The following is a 17,166-nucleotide window of genomic DNA, read 5'->3' on the forward strand; positions in this document are numbered from 1 at the left end:
TTCCTGAGCTTGCGGCGCCGGGCCATCCGCGCTACGCAAGCCGCGACTTTTAAAAGAGCTTTTCGGAGCGTTGGATGACTTACGTCGTCACTGAAGCGTGCATCAAGTGCAAGTACACCGACTGCGTCGAGGTCTGCCCGGTCGACTGTTTCTATGAGGGCGAGAACATGCTCGTCATCCATCCTGACGAGTGCATCGACTGCGGCGTGTGCGAGCCGGAATGCCCCGCCGATGCCATCAAGCCGGACACGGAACCGGGCCTGGAAAAGTGGCTCACGGTCAACGCCGACTACGCCAAGAGCTGGCCGAACATCACCCAGAAGAAAGAATCACCCGACGACGCCAAGGATTTCGACGGCATGGAGGGCAAGTTCGACAAGTATTTCTCGCCGAACCCCGGCTCCGGCGACTAATTCGGGTCAAACTTAACCCTATTAGCGGCCTTACCGCCGAAAACTAGGCCTTAACACCCCTAAATCATTGATTTTTGCGGGAAATGTGCTATATTGGGCACATTGAGCCGAACCCTGGTTAGCCCCGTCGGCCCCGTTGGGTTCCCGTGAAACCAAATGTCGAACAGGGGCGTGGCAGTTTCCGCGCGCAGGCTGTGTCACAGAAAACGCGTAAAAAGAGTACTTCAGCGAAGGCTTCCCATAAGGACGCCAAGAAAGTCGCCGCGGCCAGCCGTAGCGCATCCAAGGGTCGGACCGCGACGAAGGCGCCGGCTGCAAAGTCCTCGAAGAACAAAAGAAGCGCAATGCCTAACAAGACTGCCAAGCCGGCCGCGAAAGCGACCGTTGCCAAGCCTGTTGCCGCCAAGCCCGCCGCCAAGCCCGCTGTTGCCAAGGCTCCCGCTGCCAAGCCCGCCGCAAAGGCTCCTGTTGCTGCTGCTCCTGCCAAGGCCCCTGTTGCTGCCGCCAAGCCGGCCGTGAAGCCCGCGGCTGTTGCGCCGAAGGTCGAGGAAAAGAAGGTTGTGACCCAGCGTCAGGGCTTCAAGGCCAACGAATTCGTCGTCTATCCCGCTCACGGCGTCGGCCAGATTCTGGCCATCGAGGAGCAGGAGATCGCCGGCGCGAAGCTCGAGCTGTTCGTCATCAACTTCATCAAGGACAAGATGACGCTGCGCGTGCCGACCGCCAAGGTCGCCAATGTCGGCATGCGCAAGCTCTCCGACCCCGCGCTGGTGAAGCGTGCGCTCGAGACCCTCAAGGGCCGTGCCCGCGTCAAGCGCACCATGTGGTCGCGCCGCGCCCAGGAATACGAAGCGAAGATCAATTCGGGCGACATCGTCGCTATCGCGGAAGTCGTGCGCGACCTCTATCGCTCCGAGTCGCAGCCCGAGCAGTCCTACAGCGAACGCCAGCTCTATGAAGCAGCGCTCGACCGTCTCTCCCGCGAGATCGCGGTGGTGCAGCACTCGACCGAGACCGAAGCGGTCAAGGAGATCGAGGCCCAGCTCGCCAAGAGCCCGCGCCGCACTGGCGCCAAGTCCGAAGCCGCCGAAGGCGAGGCCGATGCGGACGCCGAGGGCGATAGCGACGAGACCGAGGGCGGCGCCACGGTCGCCGACGAGGCCGCGTAAGCGTCTCGCGCGTCGAACGCAACAGATCAAAGCCCGGTCTTACGGCCGGGCTTTTTGTTTTGGAGACGCTGACCGCCCCGGTTCGGGGACGTCAGCGGGCGGAATTGCTTTGAGCCTATGCGGTCCTGAGCAGGATCAAACCCGCGATGCGCTTCCCGAAGCGCCGCGCCCGGTCTCGCGGTCGTCTCCGCGCGCGTCAGTCGCAACCGTCGACCACCAGGCGCCCAACGCATCGATCAACGGCACCAAGGTGTGGCCGGCGGCGGTCAGATCGTACTCGACCCTCAACGGGTATCCGTCGAATTCCGTGCGAGTCACGATACCGGCGTCCTCCAGCTTGCGAAGCTCGAGGGCGAGCATCCTGTGCGAGATGGTCGGATTGTCCCGACGCAAGTCGCTGAACCGTTTGGTGCCCTGTTTCAAATAGTAGATCAGAAGCGTAGGCCACCGGCCGCTCAGGATCTGCATCACTTCCTCGATGGGACATCTCGAAACGAGATCTTTCATCGGCGGGCTCCAGGTTACAAAAATGTTCGCAATTTACTTGATGGAGCGAGCGACTAGGGTTCGGGACCGCTGCGCAGCGTGATCATCAGAAATCACGGAGAATAGATCGATGGATCCAATCCTACTTTACGGCTTCCCGATGGGAAGCTCCATGGGACTCGTTGCAGCTCTTGAATGGTTTGGCAGGCCATATCGCCTGTGTCGCGTCGACATGCTGGGCGAGATGCTGAGCCCGTCATACGCCAAGATCAATCCGCGACACGAGACGCCTGCACTTATAACGGACCAGGGCGATGTGCTGACGGAAACCATGGCGATCGCGGCTTGGCTCGAAGCCAGGGATACCGAACGGCGCATCAGCTTTGATCCGTTGTCGCCGCAAGCCGATCGCATGCACCAGCTGATGGCGTTCGTGAATACCGGCTTTACCGGCGCCTTCGCGCCGCTTTGGGTCGCAATGGAAGGCGTGGCGATGGACGACGCCATGCGTTCGGCCTTGCGGGAGTTCGGAAGGAGAAAGGTGATCGAACGTCACGACAAGCTCGAAGGCATGATCGAGCCGGCAAGGTTCCTGCTCGCCGACCGGCCGACCCTCGCGGACGCCTTGCTGGCAGGTGTGGCGCGCTGGCTCGACTTCCACGCTGTCGCGGACAGGAGCCGCTGGCCAAAGCTGGCCGCGCTGCGCCAACAACTCGAGGCCGATCCCGGGGTCATCTACGCCACCGCCGTGGAGAGCGGCAGCAATGATCCGGGAACAGGATCCTGCGCAGGCCACACCGCCCTGGCCGACGTCATCGCGCGATATGGCAAGCAAGCCTAACCAGTGGAGAGGAGGAGCGGCTTCGATCCGCTCCTCCTCACTTCACCGGCCGCTTCTCGAGCTTCCGCGCCAGCGTCCGCCGATGCATCCCGAGCCGCCTTGCGGCTTCCGAGATGTTGAAATCGGTTTCGATCAGGGTCTGGTGGATGCGTTCCCACTCCAGCGTCTTAATCGATGTCGGCCGGGCGTCGAGCGCGACCTCGGCATTGCCTGCGGCCTTGTTGAAGGCGGCCTCGATGTCGTCGGTGTTCGACGGCTTTGCCAGATAGTGGCATGCGCCGAGCTTGATGGCCTCGACGGCGGTGGAGATGCTGGCAAAGCCCGTCAGCACCACGATCAGCATCTCCGGATCGTGCGTGTGCAAGAGCTCCACGCAGGCCAGTCCCGAGGCGCCGCCGAGCTTGAGGTCGACGACGGCATAGCCAAACGATCGCTCCTCCAGGACTTTCCGCACATCCTCGATCGAGGCGGCGAGCACGACCTCGTAGTCGCGGCGCTCGAACGAACGCTTCAGGGTGCGGGCGAAGCCGGCATCGTCCTCGACGACGACGAGCGAACGATCAGGCGTCAAAGCTGCCTCCGATCGCGAGCGTTGCGAGCGGCAGCGTGAGGCGGACCGTAGCGCCGCGCTTCCTGTGGTTCTCGGCGGTCACGCTGCCCCCTAACTTGCGCACCACGTTCACCACCAGGAACAGGCCGAGCCCGCCGCCGGCGCGGCCCTTGCTCGATTGATAGGGCTTTCCGAGCTGTGCCAGCATCTCCGGCGCAAAGCCGGGGCCGCGATCGCTGATCGACAGCACGAGATGATCGCCCTCGCGCCCGGCAACGAGCTCGACCCAGTCGCGCGAGACCTCGTAGGCGTTGTCGAGCACGTTGAAGATCACCTGCTTCAGCGCGACGTCCGAGACGATTGCGACGTCTTCGCCGAAAGTGTTGACGAAATACAACGTGCGCGCCGAGCGCGCGTCGCGCCACTCTTCCACGAGCGCGGTGACGAAAGCCGCCACCGTCGTCGGCGACGATCCCTCGCCGCGGGCTTCGCCCGCCGACACCAGAATGCCTGTCACGATCGACTTGCAGCGTTGCAGCGAGGTCTCCATCTCCTCGAGGTCCTCGGCCAGCTCCTGATCGGCGGCGAGGTCGGGCATGCGGCGCCAGTCGCCGAGGATGACCGAGAGCGAGGCGAGCGGCGTGCCGAGCTCGTGAGCCGCGCCGGAGGCGAGCAGGCCCATGCGCACGATATGATCCTGCTCGGCGGCATGCTGGCGCAGCGCCGCCAGATGCGCGTCGCGCTCGCGCAAATTCCTGTTGATGCGGGTGACGAACACCACCAGCAGCACGGCGTTGAGCACGAAGCCCAGCAGCATGCCGGCAACCGTGAGGGTGTAGGTCTCGCTCAGCGGGTTCGGCGGCAGATCGAGCGGTCGGTAGGCGACGGTCAGCCAGACGAAGCTCGCGCAGGTCAAGGCGACCAGCGACCAGGTCGAGCGGCCATCGAGCAGCACCGCGCCCAGCGTCACCTGGAGCAGGAACAGCGAGGTGAAGGGATTGGTGGCGCCGCCGCTGAGGTAAAGCTGCGCGGTCAGCGCGGCGACGTCCAGCATCAGGGCGACCAGCAACTCATTGTTGGTGATCGCGGCGCGATGGCGCACCCAGACCAGGCTGGAGATGTTGAGAAATATCAGGGCGCCGATTACCGCGCCCATGCGGGTGAGGGGCAGGGGAATGCCGAGCCACACATGCACGCCGCCGATGGTCACGATCTGGCCGACCACTGCGGTCCAGCGCAGCTGGATCAGCAGCGCCATGTTCTTGCGGTTGGTCTCGTCGTCGGTTGGCGCTGTGCCGATCAGCTCGCTGCGCGCGTCCGCCTGCGATTGCAGCGTGACGGCGCTGTGCGTTCTTCCGTTGTCAGGTGGGCTCGCCGATCGTTCCAGCATCTGATCCCGTCCTGCGGGCGACAGCATCGAGGCCGCCGGCCGCTTCGTGGGCGAAGCCGCTCCAGGGCTCCTTGCGGCGGAACAGCCCGCCGCCGAATGTGACGAAAAGTCTGCCGGCCAGCATGAACGCCAGAGCAAACCACGTCAGCGCGTAGATCAGGTGGTTATTGGGAAAGCTGATCACGGTCAATCCGCCGATTGGGCCGCTGCCGGATTGTGATCGAGCGTCGGCATCGATGAAAAAGGGCGCGACGTGGTCGAGGCCGCGTGCCGTCGCAATCGCTGCGACATCCCGCGAGTACCAGCGATTGTGCTCCGGCACGTTGTTTCTGAGGAATCCGCCTTTTGGCTCCGTCACGCGCAACAGGCCGGTGATCTCGACCTGGCCTTGCGGGTTGCCGTCCCAGCGCGTCGACGCATCGCGCCGGTCGGACGGCACGAAGCCGCGGTTGACCAGGACCAGCGTGCCGTCGTCGCGCCTGAGCGGTGTCAGCACCCAATAGCCCGGGCCTTCTTCGGTGACGGCCTGAGCCAGGGTCTCGCGGTCATGCAGGAACCGGCCGGAGACGCTGACGTGTCTGTATTCGTCGTTTGCGGCGGAGACGGTCGGCCATGCCGCCGGGGAGGGGATCGGCTGGGCCGGGGCATGAACGCGCTGCTCGACGCGATCGATCAGCGCCAGCTTCCAGGCGCGGCGCTCGATCTGCCAGACGCCGAGCGCGATCAGAAGTGCAATGGCCGTGAGCGAGAGGATCGTGAGCCACAAGGGCGGGCGCGCTGCGTTGCTGCGCGTCCCGTTTGCCTCGCTCGTCACGGTCCGGGTCTCGTTCATTTCATCCCGGTCATCTGGTGGATCGGCATCATGTTGCTGTTGAGGTGGTTCATCACCCACAGCGAACCCGACAGGGCGATCACCACCATGACGATGGTGAAGATCAGCGCCATCATGCTCCAGCCGTTCTCTGACGTCGTGTTCATGTGCAGGAAGTAGATCATGTGCACGACGATCTGCACGACCGCGAAGGCCATGATCACCAGCGCGGTGATCTGCTTGCTCGGAAGCGCGCCGCTCATCACCAGCCAGAACGGGATCGCGGTGAGCACGACCGAGAGCACGAAGCCGAGCATATAGGTCGAGAACGAGCCGTGGGCATTGGCGTGGCTGTCGCCGTGATGATGATCGTCCGCGTGGGCGGCGTGAGTATCGGTGTTCATCGCAGAACTCCCAGGAGATAGACGAAGGTGAAGACGCCGATCCAGACCACGTCCAGGAAGTGCCAGAACATCGACAGGCACATCAGGCGGCGGCGATTGGCGTCGATCAGGCCGAACTTCCAGACCTGCACCATCAGGGTCACCAGCCAGATCAGGCCACAGCTGACGTGCAGGCCATGGGTGCCGACCAGGGTGAAGAAGGCGGACAGGAAAGCACTACGCTGCGGCGTCGCGCCCTCATGGATCATGTGGGCGAACTCGGACAGCTCGATGCCGATGAATGCGGCTCCGAACAGGCCGGTGATCGCCAGCCAGATCTGGGTCTGCGCGATCTTGTTCTGCTGCATCGTCAGCATGGCAAAACCATACGTGATCGACGACAGCAGTAGCATCGAGGTGTTGACCGCGACCAGCGGCAGCTCGAACAGATCCTTCGGCGCCGGGCCGGCGGCGTATTTGCCGCCGAGCACGCCGAAAGTGGCGAACAGGATCGCGAAGATGAGACAGTCGCTCATCAGATAGATCCAGAAGCCGAGCGAGGTGCTGTAGCCTTCCGGATGCGGGTGTTCGTCGGCGAGGTAGAAGACCGGCTCGCCGGTTTGCGTGGGATTGACAGCGACAGTCATTTACTTGGCTCCGGCGAGCAGCTTGGTGCGCGCGTCTTCGGCCCGGATGACGTCCTCGGCCGGAATATCGAAATCGCGGTGATAGTTGAAGGTGTGACCGATGCCGACGGCGAGCATCGCGATGAAGCTCGCGGCCGCCAGCCACCAGATGTACCAGATCAGGCCGAATCCCATCGCGGTGGCGAAGCCGGCGAGGATGATGCCGGTGCCGGTGCTGCTCGGCATGTGGATCGGCTTGAACCCGGTGAGCGGGCGCTGATAACCGCGCTTCTTCATGTCCCACCACGCGTCGTTGTCGTGAGCGACGGGGGTGAAGGCGAAGTTGTAGGCCGGCGGCGGCGAGGAGGTCGCCCATTCCAGCGTGCGCGCGTCCCAGGGATCGCCGGTGACGTCCTTGAGCTGCTCGCGCCTGAGGAAGCTGACGGCGAACTGCATCAGCATCGAGAGGATGCCAAGGAAGACCAGGAAGGCGCCAATGCCGGCGACGATGAACCAGATCTGCAGGCTCGGGTCGTCGAACACACGGAGCCGGCGGGTCACGCCCATCAGTCCGAGCACATAGAGCGGCATGAAAGCGAGGTAGAAGCCCGTGACCCAGAACCAGAACGACAGCTTGCCCCAGAACGGGTCGAGCTTGAAGCCGAACGCCTTCGGGAACCAGTAGCCGATACCGGCGAACGCGCCGAACACGACGCCGCCGATGATTACGTTGTGGAAGTGCGCGATCAGGAACAGGCTGTTGTGCAGGACGAAGTCGGCCGGCGGCACCGCGAGCAGCACGCCGGTCATGCCGCCGAGCACGAAGGTCAGCATGAACGCGATCGTCCACATCATCGGCAGCTCGAAGCGGATGCGGCCGCGATACATCGTGAATAGCCAGTTGAACATCTTCGCGCCCGTCGGGATCGAGATGATCATCGTGGTGATGCCGAAGAAGGAGTTGACGCTGGCGCCCGACCCCATCGTGAAGAAGTGGTGCAGCCAGACCAGGTACGACAGGATGGTGATGACCACCGTGGCGTAGACCATCGAGGTGTAGCCGAACAGCCGCTTGCCCGAGAAGGTCGAGGTCACTTCCGAGAAGATGCCGAAGGCGGGGAGAACCAGGATGTAGACCTCGGGATGACCCCAGATCCAGATCAGGTTCACGTACATCATCGGGCTGCCGCCGAAATCGTTCGTGAAGAAGTTGGTGCCGACGTAGCGATCGAGCGAGAGCAGCGCGAGCACGACGGTCAGAACCGGGAAGGAAGCGACGATCAGCACGTTGGTGCAGAGCGCGGTCCAGGTGAACACCGGCATCCGCATCATGGTCATGCCGGGGCACCGCAGCTTGACGATGGTGCAGATCAGGTTGATGCCGGACAGTGTCGTTCCGACGCCCGCGACCTGTAGCCCCCATATGTAATAGTCGACGCCGACATCCGGACTGTAGCCGATGTTCGACAGCGGCGGATAAGCGAGCCAGCCGGTGCGGGCGAATTCGCCGATGAACAGCGAGGCCATCACCAGCACCGCGCCGCCGACCGTCATCCAGAAGCTGAAATTGTTCAGGAACGGGAACGACACGTCGCGCGCGCCGATCTGGAGCGGCACGACGAAGTTCATCAGGCCGGTGACCAGCGGCATCGCCACGAAGAAGATCATGATCACGCCGTGGGCGGTGAAGACCTGGTCGTAGTGATGGGCGTTGAGATAGCCCTCCGAGCCGCCGAAGGCGAGCGCCTGCTGCAACCGCATCATCAGCGCGTCGGCGAAGCCGCGCAGCAGCATCACGATGCCGAGGATCATGTACATGATGCCGATGCGCTTGTGGTCGACGCTGGTGAACCACTCGCTCCAGAGATAACCCCAGACGCGGAAATAGGTCAGGCCGGCGAGCATGATGAGGCCGCCGGTCGCCACCACGGCAAACGTGCCGACGACGATCGGCTCGTGCAGCGGCAGCGATTCGAAGGTGAGCCGGCCGAAGATGAGCTTGAGAAGATCAGGAGACATGCGGGATCTCTTTACGAATCTGACTTCGGACGTTGTCCGAGGAAGAAGGACGAGGACTTCAGCGGCGTGAAACTCGGCCGCTTCAGGCCGGCGCCGAGCAGCGGCGCGGTGTCGACAGGTGCCGTGATGGAAGCGGTGGTCCTGCCCTGCGGCGCATCGGGCGTGCAGGTGCCGGCGACGAAAGTCGGCTCCGGCCCAAGCGCGGTGCCGCGGCGGGCGTACTTGTCGTAGGCCAGCGGCAGGGTGTTGTTCAGGCCCTCATGGCCGAGGCCGCCCTTGGCGTCGATCGCCATCATCTCGCTCTGGCACATCTTGCCGGTCTCGACGCACATGTTGAGGATCAGGCGGTAGAGATCGGAATCCACGGTACCGTAGCGCCGCACCGGCTCGTTCTGGCTGGGCTTTTCGAGCTGGAGATATTCGGCGCGGCCGAGCGAGCCGCCGCCGGACTTGGCGCTGGCGATCCAGGCGTCAAAGCCCTTGTCGTCGAGACCCTGGAAGTTGAAGTGCATGCCGGAGAAGCCGGCCCCGCTGTAGTTCGCCGAAAAGCCCCGATAGCTGCCGACGTGGTTCACGACGGCGTGGAGCTTGGTCTCCATGCCCGGCATTGCGTAGATCTGGCCGGCCAGCGCGGGGATGTAGAACGAGTTCATCACCGAGGACGCGGTGATGCGGAAGTTGATCGGACGATCGACGGGAGCTGCCAGATCGTTGACGGTGGCGATGCCGTAATCCGGATAGATAAAGAGCCACTTCCAGTCGAGCGCGACGACGTCGACCTCGAGCGGGGCCTTGGACTGGTCGACTGCGCGGTCGGCATGGATGCGGCCGAGCGTGCGATAGGGGTCGAGCAGGTGCGTGCCCATCCAGGTCAGCGCGCCAAGGCAAACAATGATCAGAAGCGGCGCCGACCAGATCACCAGCTCGAGGCTGGTCGAGTGGTCCCATTCCGGCTCGTAGCGGGCGTCGGTGTTGGACTGCCGGTAGCGCCAGGCGAACAGCACCGTCAGGGCCATCACGGGGACGACAATCAGGAGCATCAGGACGGTGGAGATGATGACAAGGTCGCGCTGCTGCGCCGCGATATCGCCGGCCGGCGCCAGCACGACGTAGTTGCAGCCACTTAGCATAACCGCCAAGGGTAGCATCGCCAGGATCTTGAAACGGGACACGGGCCGAGCCTTATGAGAATGAGTTTCTTTTGCGGGGCCAAGGGGTAGCTGCGGCGCAGCAATCCCAACATTGGACAATTTGTCCAATGTTGCAGTGCGGGATGTTGCGCCAGACAGGATTCGATTGCCTGGCGCCTCGCCGGGCAGTCGGCTTTGGTTTCAGAACGTTAAGGGCGCGCGAATGGCGATGGCACAGACCCCCGCAATGGCAGACCACTCGGGCGAGCACGGCCACGACCAGGCCAGTCCCGGCGAGATCGCCATCGGCGTCATCATCGGCCGCACCTCGGAATTCTTCGACTTCTTCGTTTTCGCGATCGCCTCGGTGATCGTGTTCCCGCGCCTGGTCTTCCCGTTCACGAGCGAACTGACCGGCACCCTCTATTCCTTCATGATCTTCGCGCTGGCCTTCATGGCGCGGCCGATCGGCACCGTCATTTTCATGACGGTCGACCGCGAGTACGGCAAGACGGCCAAGCTGATCTCGGCGCTGTTCCTGCTCGGCACCGCCACCGTCGCGATCGCGTTCCTACCCGGCTATCACGAGATCGGCGCTGCCGCGATCTGGCTGCTGGCGCTGGCGCGCATCGCACAGGGTCTGGCCTGGGGCGGCGCCTGGGACGGCATGGCCTCGCTGCTGGCGCTGAACGCGCCGCCTTCAAAGCGCGGCTGGTACGCGATGGTGCCGCAGCTTGGTGCGCCGCTTGGTCTGATCGTGGCGAGCGGGCTGTTCGCCTATTTCGCCGGGAATCTGTCGGCCGACGATTTCTTCGATTGGGGCTGGCGCTATCCGTTCTTCGTCGCCTTCGCCATCAACGTCGTGGCGCTGTTCGCGCGCCTGCGCATGGTGACGACGGAAGAATATGCCTCGCTGTTCGAGACCCGCGAATTGCAACCCTCGCGCATCTCCGAGACCGTGGCGCGCGAAGGCCAGAACATCATGCTCGGTGCGTTTGCGCCGCTGGCGAGCTTCGCGCTGTTCCACATGGTCACGGTGTTTCCGCTGTCCTGGGTGTTCCTGTTCACCCGCGAAAGCCCGGTGCGCTTCCTGATCATCGAGATCGTCGCCGCCGTGTTCGGCGTCGGCGCGATCGTGCTCTCCGGCGTCATCGCCGATCGCGTCGGCCGCAAGTCGCTGCTGATGGGATCGGCGATCGCGATCGCGATCTACAGCGGCTTTGCCCCGCAGCTGCTCGATGCCGGCGCGTTCGGCGAGACCATCTACATGGTGATCGGCTTCATCCTGCTCGGCCTCTCGTTCGGCCAGTCCTCGGGTGCGATCGCCTCGAACTTCAAGCAGGCGTATCGCTACACGGCCTCGGCGCTGACCTCCGACATGGCCTGGCTGTTCGGCGCAGGCTTTGCACCGCTGGTCGCTCTGTTGCTGGCGACCAATCTCGGCGTCATCGCCTCGGGTGCGTACCTGCTGTCAGGCGCGTTCTGGACCTTGCTCGCGCTCTGGCTCAGCGGCCAGCGCGAGGCCGGCGATATGGACGCGGGCGGTTAGGGCGTGAGCTGCAGCTACAAGCGAATGTCGTCCCGGCCTAGTGCGCAATTGCGCACGGGGGCCGGGACCCATACCGCGTGATCTATCGAACGCGGGTGTTCTTAATCCCGAACGACCAGCGCCCGCCAAATTGCTCCCTGGGGTTATGGGTCCCGGCCGACGCCGGGACGACAGCGGAGTTTGCGGAACCACCGCGCGTCAATCCGCCACGACCTTCACACGATCGCGCACCTTCACCTGCGCGTTGCGATCGAGCCCGTTGAGCACGCGAAAACGCTCGGCCGGGTGGTCGACGCCGGCCATGCGGTGGGAGAGCGATTCCACGGTGTCGCCAGGCTGTACGGTGATGACCTTGATGCGCAGCGGGCGCGCGGCCTGGATCTCGTCGAGCGTCAGGCGGCGGAATGAACCGACGGTCTCGCGCGCATTGCGCTCGCTCTCGGTCGACTTCTGCCGTGCCGCGAAGATGAAGCGGTAGACGTCGCTGCCGAAGCGCAGCGCATAGACCTTGAACTGCCACTGGTCGCCCTTGGCGGTGGCGGACGCAGCCGGAAAACCGTTGATGGTGATGTCCTCGGTGGAGGCCTTCTCGACGCCCTCCATCCAGCCGGAATTCAGGTAATCGCCCAGCGACTGTTCGGCCGGCACCCGCACGACGTCGAAGCGCATCGCCTGCGAGCCGCCGTCGCGCACGCCGATCACGGCCTGCGCGGTGTTGTCGAGCGTAAAATTGTCCGGCGCCTGGAAGGTGAAACCGAGCTTCGGATGCAGGAAGCGCCGGCCACGGACAAAACCTTCGCTGGGGTCTTCGCCGTAGACGAGATTGTCGATCGCGGCGAGATAGGTCTCGCGGTCGCGTTCGCCGCCCTCTGGCGCTGCGTATTGCCGCGCGATGGTCTGCGCGTTCTGCACGCGCTCGGGCGTTGCCGGATGCGACGAGGTGAAATCCTGCGCCCGCGGATCGAGCGAGGTCTTGCCGACCTTCAGCTCGGCATTGCGCTCCATCGCCGAGAGAAAGCGTGCAGCACCATAAGGATCGAAATGGGCCTTGGCGGAGATGCCGACGCCGACGCCGTCGGCCTCGAACTCCTGATTGCGCGAAAAGCTCGCCATGGTCAGCTTGGTCTTGGCGAGCGCCAGCGCGGTGAGATCGGGATCGTTGCTCATGTCGGTGACGACGCGGGTGACGATCGCGGCCTGGCGGGCCTGGTCCTCGCGCATCGCGGCGTGCTTGGACAGCACATGCGCCATCTCGTGGCTGAGCACGGAGGACAATTCCGACGTATCGCTCGCCAGCGCAAGAAGACCGCGCGTGACATAGAGCTGGCCGTTCGGCAGCGCGAAGGCGTTCACCGCGCCGGAATTGAGGATCGTGACCCTGTAACCCTGATCGGGGCGGTCGGACGCTGCGACCAGGCGGTCGACGGTCTTGGTGACGAGCGATTCGAGCCTGGGGTCGTCATATGTGCCGCCGTAGCTCGCCAGGATGCGCTCGTGCTCCTTTTCGGTGGCGGGGGTCTGCGCGACGGCCGGCTTCGGCTTGGGCATTGCGACGGTCGGGGGCGCCGCCGCGGTCTGGAACCGGCCCATATCGCCGCAACCGGCGAGGGCTGAACCCAGCACGAGGCATAGCGCAGCCGGCGCTGCCCGCAGGCGGCGGCGTTCACCTCGTCCGTGCCGTCCTAGCACCCCATTCACGTCGCTTAACCCGTGCCTGGCCCTTTTTAGGGCCTTACCCCTGTCGGCTCGTTTGCGCCCAGCAACTCGATTTGTCCCACGAGGCGTACATCGATACGCGGCCCCGTATTCCCCTCAGCCCAGCCCCTGACACGAATACGCTTATTTTCCAGAGACTTAAGGGCGATCCCGGCGCTTTCGAACGCGGGTATCATGCGCTTTGAAATAGTCACGGCGAAGCCGCGTGTCCAGTTTCGTCCGAAGTTGAGGTAGGTCATTGCCCCAGCTTGCCGGACCGACAGGACTTTGCCCTCGACCACCACAAAACGCCCGATCCCCGCCAAAATATCGTCCGGACTTTCCGCGTTTTTTATGGCCGACAGGTCAGCCCAGCTGCCCTTTTTTTGGCGCCTTGCCTCGGCCTCCGCCGCCATCAGGGCGGCCGCGCAGTCCTTATCGGCGATCTCGGCGGAGACGATGGCGTCGCCCTCGGCGAGGAGCGTCGCCTGCACGGAGATGTCGCTCTCGCCGACAAAGACCAGCGCGCCCTGGCGGCCATAGCGGTCGGGCGTGTCGTCGGCGCTGCGCAAAATAACGTCGCGACCGACGAGCAGCGTCGTCAGCGCCTGCTTCGTGGTTGCGGTCGGCTCGATGCCGGTCAAGCGGATTTCCCGGCCGTCATCGAGACGCAGACTGCGCGCATCGATCGCGGTGACGCGGCCTTCGCCCTGGGACTCGAACTGGCACGGCGTGGCGGACGCACCGCGAGCCGCGACCAGAAGACATGCGACGATGAGATGAAGCAGTCGCGTCACGTTGCCCGGAAAGGTTGCGTTGCGCTCCAACCATAACTCAAGCGCGGTGGGGCGCGAAGACTGTTTGTTCATACTCCGTCATTGCGAGCGCAGGGAAGCAATCCAGAGTCCCTCCGAGGAAAGATCCTGGATTGCTTCGCTGCGCTCGCAATGACGGCGGAGGCACTCTTCCGCATCTCGTCATTCCGCTTTGCGGAAAGCGCGTGTTGATCGTTCATCTGCATCGTCCCGTGCGCTTGCTGCGCTGTCGCGCATGCGGCATGATTGCGGTAACAGCAATAACCAAGCCGCCATCAGAGTACGGCGCGATAAGGGAGGTCTTTTCGATGAAGCATGTTTTGTCGGGCATTTTTGCCGCTGCGTTGGCGCTGAGCGCGAGCGCCGTGCAGGCCCAGGACAAGCCGCCACTGAAGATCGGCGGCATCCTCGACATGTCGAGCCTTTATGCCGACATCACCGGCCCCGGCAGCGAGACCGCGGCCAAGATGGCCGTGGAGGACTTTGGCGGTGAGGTGCTCGGCCGCAAGATCCAGGTGCTGGCTGCCGACCATCAGAACAAGGCCGATCTCTCCGCCAATATCGCCCGCGACATGCTCGACAATCAGGGCGTCGAAATGATCTATGACGTCGCGGCCTCCGCGACCGCGCTCGCCGCCGGCGAGATCGCGAAAGCGCGCAACAAGATCATCATGTTCAACGGCCCGGGCTCGATCCGCCTCACCAACGAGGCCTGCGGTCCCTATACCATTCACTACGTGTTCGACACCTACGGTCAGGCCAATGTGACCGGCCTTGCGGCCGTGAAGTCGGGCCTCGACACTTGGTACTTCCTCACCGCCGACTACGCCTTCGGCCAGGATCTGGAAAAGGACACCAGCGCCGTCGTGACCAAGACCGGCGGCAAGGTGCTCGGCAGCGTGCGCCATCCGCTCAACACGTCGGATTTCTCGTCGTTCCTGCTCCAGGCCCAAGCCTCGAAAGCCAAGGTGATCGGGCTTGCGAATGCCGGCGGCGACACCGTCAACGCCATCAAGCAGGCGGCCGAGTTCGGCATCACCAAGGGCGGCCAGAAGGTCTCGCCGCTGCTCGCCTTCGTGACCGATATCGACTCCATCGGACTCGAGACCGCGCAGGGCCTGTTGCTGGCGGAAGCCTTCTACTGGGATCTCAACGATGACACCCGCGCGTTCTCGAAGCGCTTCCAGGAGCGTATGAAGCGGCCGCCGACCTCGGCGCAAGCTGGTGTCTATTCGTCCGTGACTCACTATCTGAAAGCGGTGAAGGCAGCCGGCACGACCGACGCTGCGACGGTGATGAAAGTGATGAAGGAGACGCCGATCAACGACTTCTTCGCCAAGAACGGCAAGATCCGCGAGGACGGCCGCATGCTGCACGACATGTACCTGTTCGAGGTCAAGAAGCCGTCGGAATCCAAGGGCCGCTGGGACGACTACAAGCTGCTCGCCACCGTGCCCGGCAGCGAGGCGTTCCAGTCGCTGGAGCAGTCGCGCTGCCCGTTGGTGAAGAAATAAACACCGTCATTGCGAGGAACGAAGCGACGAAGCAATCCAGACTGTCTCCGCGGAAACATCTCTGGATTGCTTCGCTTCGCTCGCAATGACGAGCGTCGATAGACCGAAGCAAACAACAACAAGGGAGACGTCCCATGAGCAACGACATGGTCCTCCAGAAGCTCGAAGGCGGGCTGCTCACCATCACCATGAACCGGCCCGAGCGCAAGAACGCGCTCAACCCGGACATGGTGGCCGGGCTGGTCGTGGCGGCACGGCGCGCGGCGGATGATCCGGAGGTGCGCGCGGTCTTGTTCAAGGGCGCGGGCGGCTCCTTCTGCGTCGGCGGCGACGTCAAGTCGATGGCGGAGGGCCGGGCGCCGCTGCCGTTCGAAGTGAAAATGGCGAACCTGCGCCGCGGCATGGAAGTGTCGCGTATCCTGCACCAGATGCCAAAGCCCGTGGTGGCACAGCTCGATGGAGCTGCCGCCGGCGCGGGTCTGTCGATGGCGCTGTCGTGTGACCTCCGCGTCGCTTCCGAATCCTGCAAGATCACCACCGCCTTCGCAAAAGTCGGCTTCTCCGGCGATTACGGCGGCACCTATTTCCTCACCCAGCTGCTCGGCAGTGCGCGGGCGCGCGAGCTCTATCTGACCTCGCCGGTGCTGACCGCGAAGGAAGCACATGCGATCGGCATGGTGACCAAGGTTGTTCCCGACGCCGAGATCGATACGGCCGCGCACGAGCTCGCACTGTCGCTGGCGCAGGGCCCGTCGATCGCGCTTGGCTTCATCAAGCGCAACATCAACAATGCCGAGCATCTCGCGCTGGAGGATTGCTTCGACGGCGAGGCGATCCATCACACCCGCTGCAGCGATACCGAGGATCACAAGGAGGCCGCAAAGGCGTTCGTCGAGAAGCGCAAGCCGACCTTCAAGGGCGCATGACGATGGCGCCCTATATGCGGTTGCGGCAGATCTGCCTGGTCGCGCCGCAGCTCGCGCCCGTGATCGCGGATATCGCTGACATCATGGGCCTCGCTGTCTGCTACCGCGACGGCAACGTCGCGAAATACGGCCTGGAGAACGCGCTGCTGCCGGTCGACACGATCCTGCTGGAGGTGGTCGCGCCGTTCAAGGAGGGCACCACGGCCGGCCGCTTCATCGAGAAGAGCGGCGGCCGCGGCGGCTACATGGCGATCTTCTGCTGCAACGATCCCGACGAGCGCGGCCGTAACGCCAACGCTCTGGGCGTGCGCACCGCCAACGTGATCGACCACGCGCCCTATCACGGCGTGCAGCTCCATCCCCGCGACTGTCGCGCCGCCTTCATCGAGTTCAACCACACCGAAGGCAGCGACGACATTTTGGGGCCTTATCCGCCAGCGGGGCCAGACTGGCATAAATTCATCCGCAAGGACGTGACGCAGGCGTTGACGAGCGTGGAAATACAGAGCCCGGACCCGCAAGGGCTGGCCGAGCATTGGGGCAAGCTCATCGGCGTGGCGCCGAGTGGCGATGTCGAACTGAAGCTGACCAACGCGACCTTCCGGTTCGTGAAGGGCGCCAGCGAAATCATGAGCGCGCTGGAGTTTCAGGTGACAGATGTGGCCCAGGTGCTGCATGCCGCCAAGGCCAAGGGGCTCGCGGTGGCGGGCAATGAGTTTCTGCTGAGCGGCGTGACATTTCGGCTCGCTGCTTGACCACTTGCGCTAGTTCTCGTGTGTCGTCATGGCCAGGCCTGTCCCGCCTGCGCGGCCGAAGCGGCTTCGGCCGCGCAGGCGAGACAGGCCCGGC

General features: G+C 63.9%; 17 protein-coding genes. 7 read left to right on the plus strand and 10 right to left on the minus strand.

Features of this window, described 5'->3' with window-relative positions:
* Positions 1-74: 74 nt before the first annotated feature.
* Positions 75-413, plus strand: coding sequence for a ferredoxin FdxA (gene fdxA, locus IVB13_RS35555; RefSeq protein WP_018452948.1), 339 nt, complete (start codon positions 75-77; stop codon positions 411-413).
* Between the two features lie 344 nt (positions 414-757).
* The gene (locus tag IVB13_RS35560) at positions 758-1,582 is read left to right on the plus strand and encodes a CarD family transcriptional regulator (RefSeq protein WP_018452949.1); all 825 of its coding nucleotides are present in this window, start codon (positions 758-760) and stop codon (positions 1,580-1,582) included.
* Positions 1,583-1,717: 135 nt separating this feature from the next.
* On the opposite strand, the gene IVB13_RS35565 is transcribed toward IVB13_RS35560, so the two are convergent.
* Positions 1,718-2,089: a helix-turn-helix domain-containing protein gene (locus tag IVB13_RS35565; protein WP_018452950.1), complete on the minus strand. Its 372-nt coding sequence runs from the start codon at positions 2,087-2,089 to the stop codon at positions 1,718-1,720.
* Between the two features lie 109 nt (positions 2,090-2,198).
* Between IVB13_RS35565 and IVB13_RS35570 the strand changes: the two genes are divergently transcribed.
* On the plus strand, positions 2,199-2,909 hold the full coding sequence (locus IVB13_RS35570) for a glutathione S-transferase family protein (protein ID WP_247492204.1): 711 nt from the start codon (positions 2,199-2,201) through the stop codon (positions 2,907-2,909).
* Positions 2,910-2,946: 37 nt separating this feature from the next.
* Here the strand turns inward: IVB13_RS35570 and IVB13_RS35575 are convergent, their stop codons facing one another.
* From IVB13_RS35575 to cyoA, 7 genes are read right to left on the minus strand one after another with little or no spacing between them, the layout of a single operon-like run.
* Complete coding sequence (locus IVB13_RS35575; RefSeq protein ID WP_018452952.1) at positions 2,947-3,480, minus strand: response regulator transcription factor; 534 nt, start codon at positions 3,478-3,480, stop codon at positions 2,947-2,949.
* Entirely contained in the window at positions 3,470-4,849 is a 1,380-nt protein-coding gene (locus IVB13_RS35580; RefSeq protein ID WP_018452953.1) for an ATP-binding protein, read from the minus strand. The genes IVB13_RS35575 and IVB13_RS35580 overlap by 11 nt, the downstream gene beginning before the upstream one ends.
* Positions 4,821-5,681, minus strand: a complete 861-nt coding sequence (locus IVB13_RS35585; protein WP_018452954.1) for an SURF1 family protein — start codon at positions 5,679-5,681, stop codon at positions 4,821-4,823. Before IVB13_RS35585 ends, IVB13_RS35580 begins: the two co-directional genes overlap by 29 nt.
* Positions 5,678-6,064 (minus strand): cytochrome o ubiquinol oxidase subunit IV, encoded by a 387-nt coding sequence (gene cyoD / locus IVB13_RS35590; protein WP_018452955.1) that lies wholly within the window; start codon positions 6,062-6,064, stop codon positions 5,678-5,680. The genes IVB13_RS35585 and cyoD overlap by 4 nt, the downstream gene beginning before the upstream one ends.
* Positions 6,061-6,690 carry a cytochrome o ubiquinol oxidase subunit III gene (cyoC, locus tag IVB13_RS35595; protein ID WP_018452956.1) on the minus strand — a complete coding sequence of 210 codons (630 nt, stop codon included), beginning with the start codon at positions 6,688-6,690 and terminating at the stop codon, positions 6,061-6,063. The genes cyoD and cyoC overlap by 4 nt, the downstream gene beginning before the upstream one ends.
* Positions 6,691-8,688, minus strand: a complete 1,998-nt coding sequence (gene cyoB, locus IVB13_RS35600; RefSeq protein ID WP_018452957.1) for a cytochrome o ubiquinol oxidase subunit I — start codon at positions 8,686-8,688, stop codon at positions 6,691-6,693.
* Between the two features lie 11 nt (positions 8,689-8,699).
* Positions 8,700-9,860, minus strand: a complete 1,161-nt coding sequence (cyoA, locus tag IVB13_RS35605; RefSeq protein WP_247492206.1) for a ubiquinol oxidase subunit II — start codon at positions 9,858-9,860, stop codon at positions 8,700-8,702.
* Between the two features lie 181 nt (positions 9,861-10,041).
* On the opposite strand from cyoA, the gene IVB13_RS35610 reads away from it, so the two are divergent.
* Positions 10,042-11,367, plus strand: coding sequence for an MFS transporter (locus tag IVB13_RS35610; RefSeq protein WP_007604615.1), 1,326 nt, complete (start codon positions 10,042-10,044; stop codon positions 11,365-11,367).
* Between the two features lie 198 nt (positions 11,368-11,565).
* On the opposite strand, the gene IVB13_RS35615 is transcribed toward IVB13_RS35610, so the two are convergent.
* Both IVB13_RS35615 and IVB13_RS35620 read right to left on the minus strand, forming a co-directional pair.
* Positions 11,566-12,957, minus strand: a complete 1,392-nt coding sequence (locus tag IVB13_RS35615; RefSeq protein WP_018452960.1) for a M48 family metalloprotease — start codon at positions 12,955-12,957, stop codon at positions 11,566-11,568.
* Between the two features lie 134 nt (positions 12,958-13,091).
* Positions 13,092-13,931 (minus strand): thermonuclease family protein, encoded by an 840-nt coding sequence (locus IVB13_RS35620; protein ID WP_018452961.1) that lies wholly within the window; start codon positions 13,929-13,931, stop codon positions 13,092-13,094.
* 254 nt (positions 13,932-14,185) lie between these two features.
* Here IVB13_RS35620 and IVB13_RS35625 point away from each other — a divergent pair, with 254 nt between their 5' ends.
* The 3 genes from IVB13_RS35625 (at position 14,186) to IVB13_RS35635 (ending at position 17,072) form a co-directional block, all read left to right on the plus strand.
* A complete protein-coding gene (locus IVB13_RS35625; protein WP_018452962.1) occupies positions 14,186-15,391 on the plus strand; it encodes an ABC transporter substrate-binding protein in 1,206 nt (401 codons plus the stop codon).
* A gap of 134 nt (positions 15,392-15,525) precedes the next feature.
* Entirely contained in the window at positions 15,526-16,317 is a 792-nt protein-coding gene (locus IVB13_RS35630) for an enoyl-CoA hydratase (RefSeq protein WP_085351625.1), read from the plus strand.
* Between the two features lie 2 nt (positions 16,318-16,319).
* On the plus strand, positions 16,320-17,072 hold the full coding sequence (locus IVB13_RS35635; RefSeq protein WP_026232430.1) for a hypothetical protein: 753 nt from the start codon (positions 16,320-16,322) through the stop codon (positions 17,070-17,072).
* The last annotated feature ends 94 nt before the right edge of the window (positions 17,073-17,166 follow it).

Origin of the sequence: Bradyrhizobium sp. 17, assembly GCF_023073515.1 — a bacterium.
GTDB lineage: Bacteria > Pseudomonadota > Alphaproteobacteria > Rhizobiales > Xanthobacteraceae > Bradyrhizobium > Bradyrhizobium canariense_D.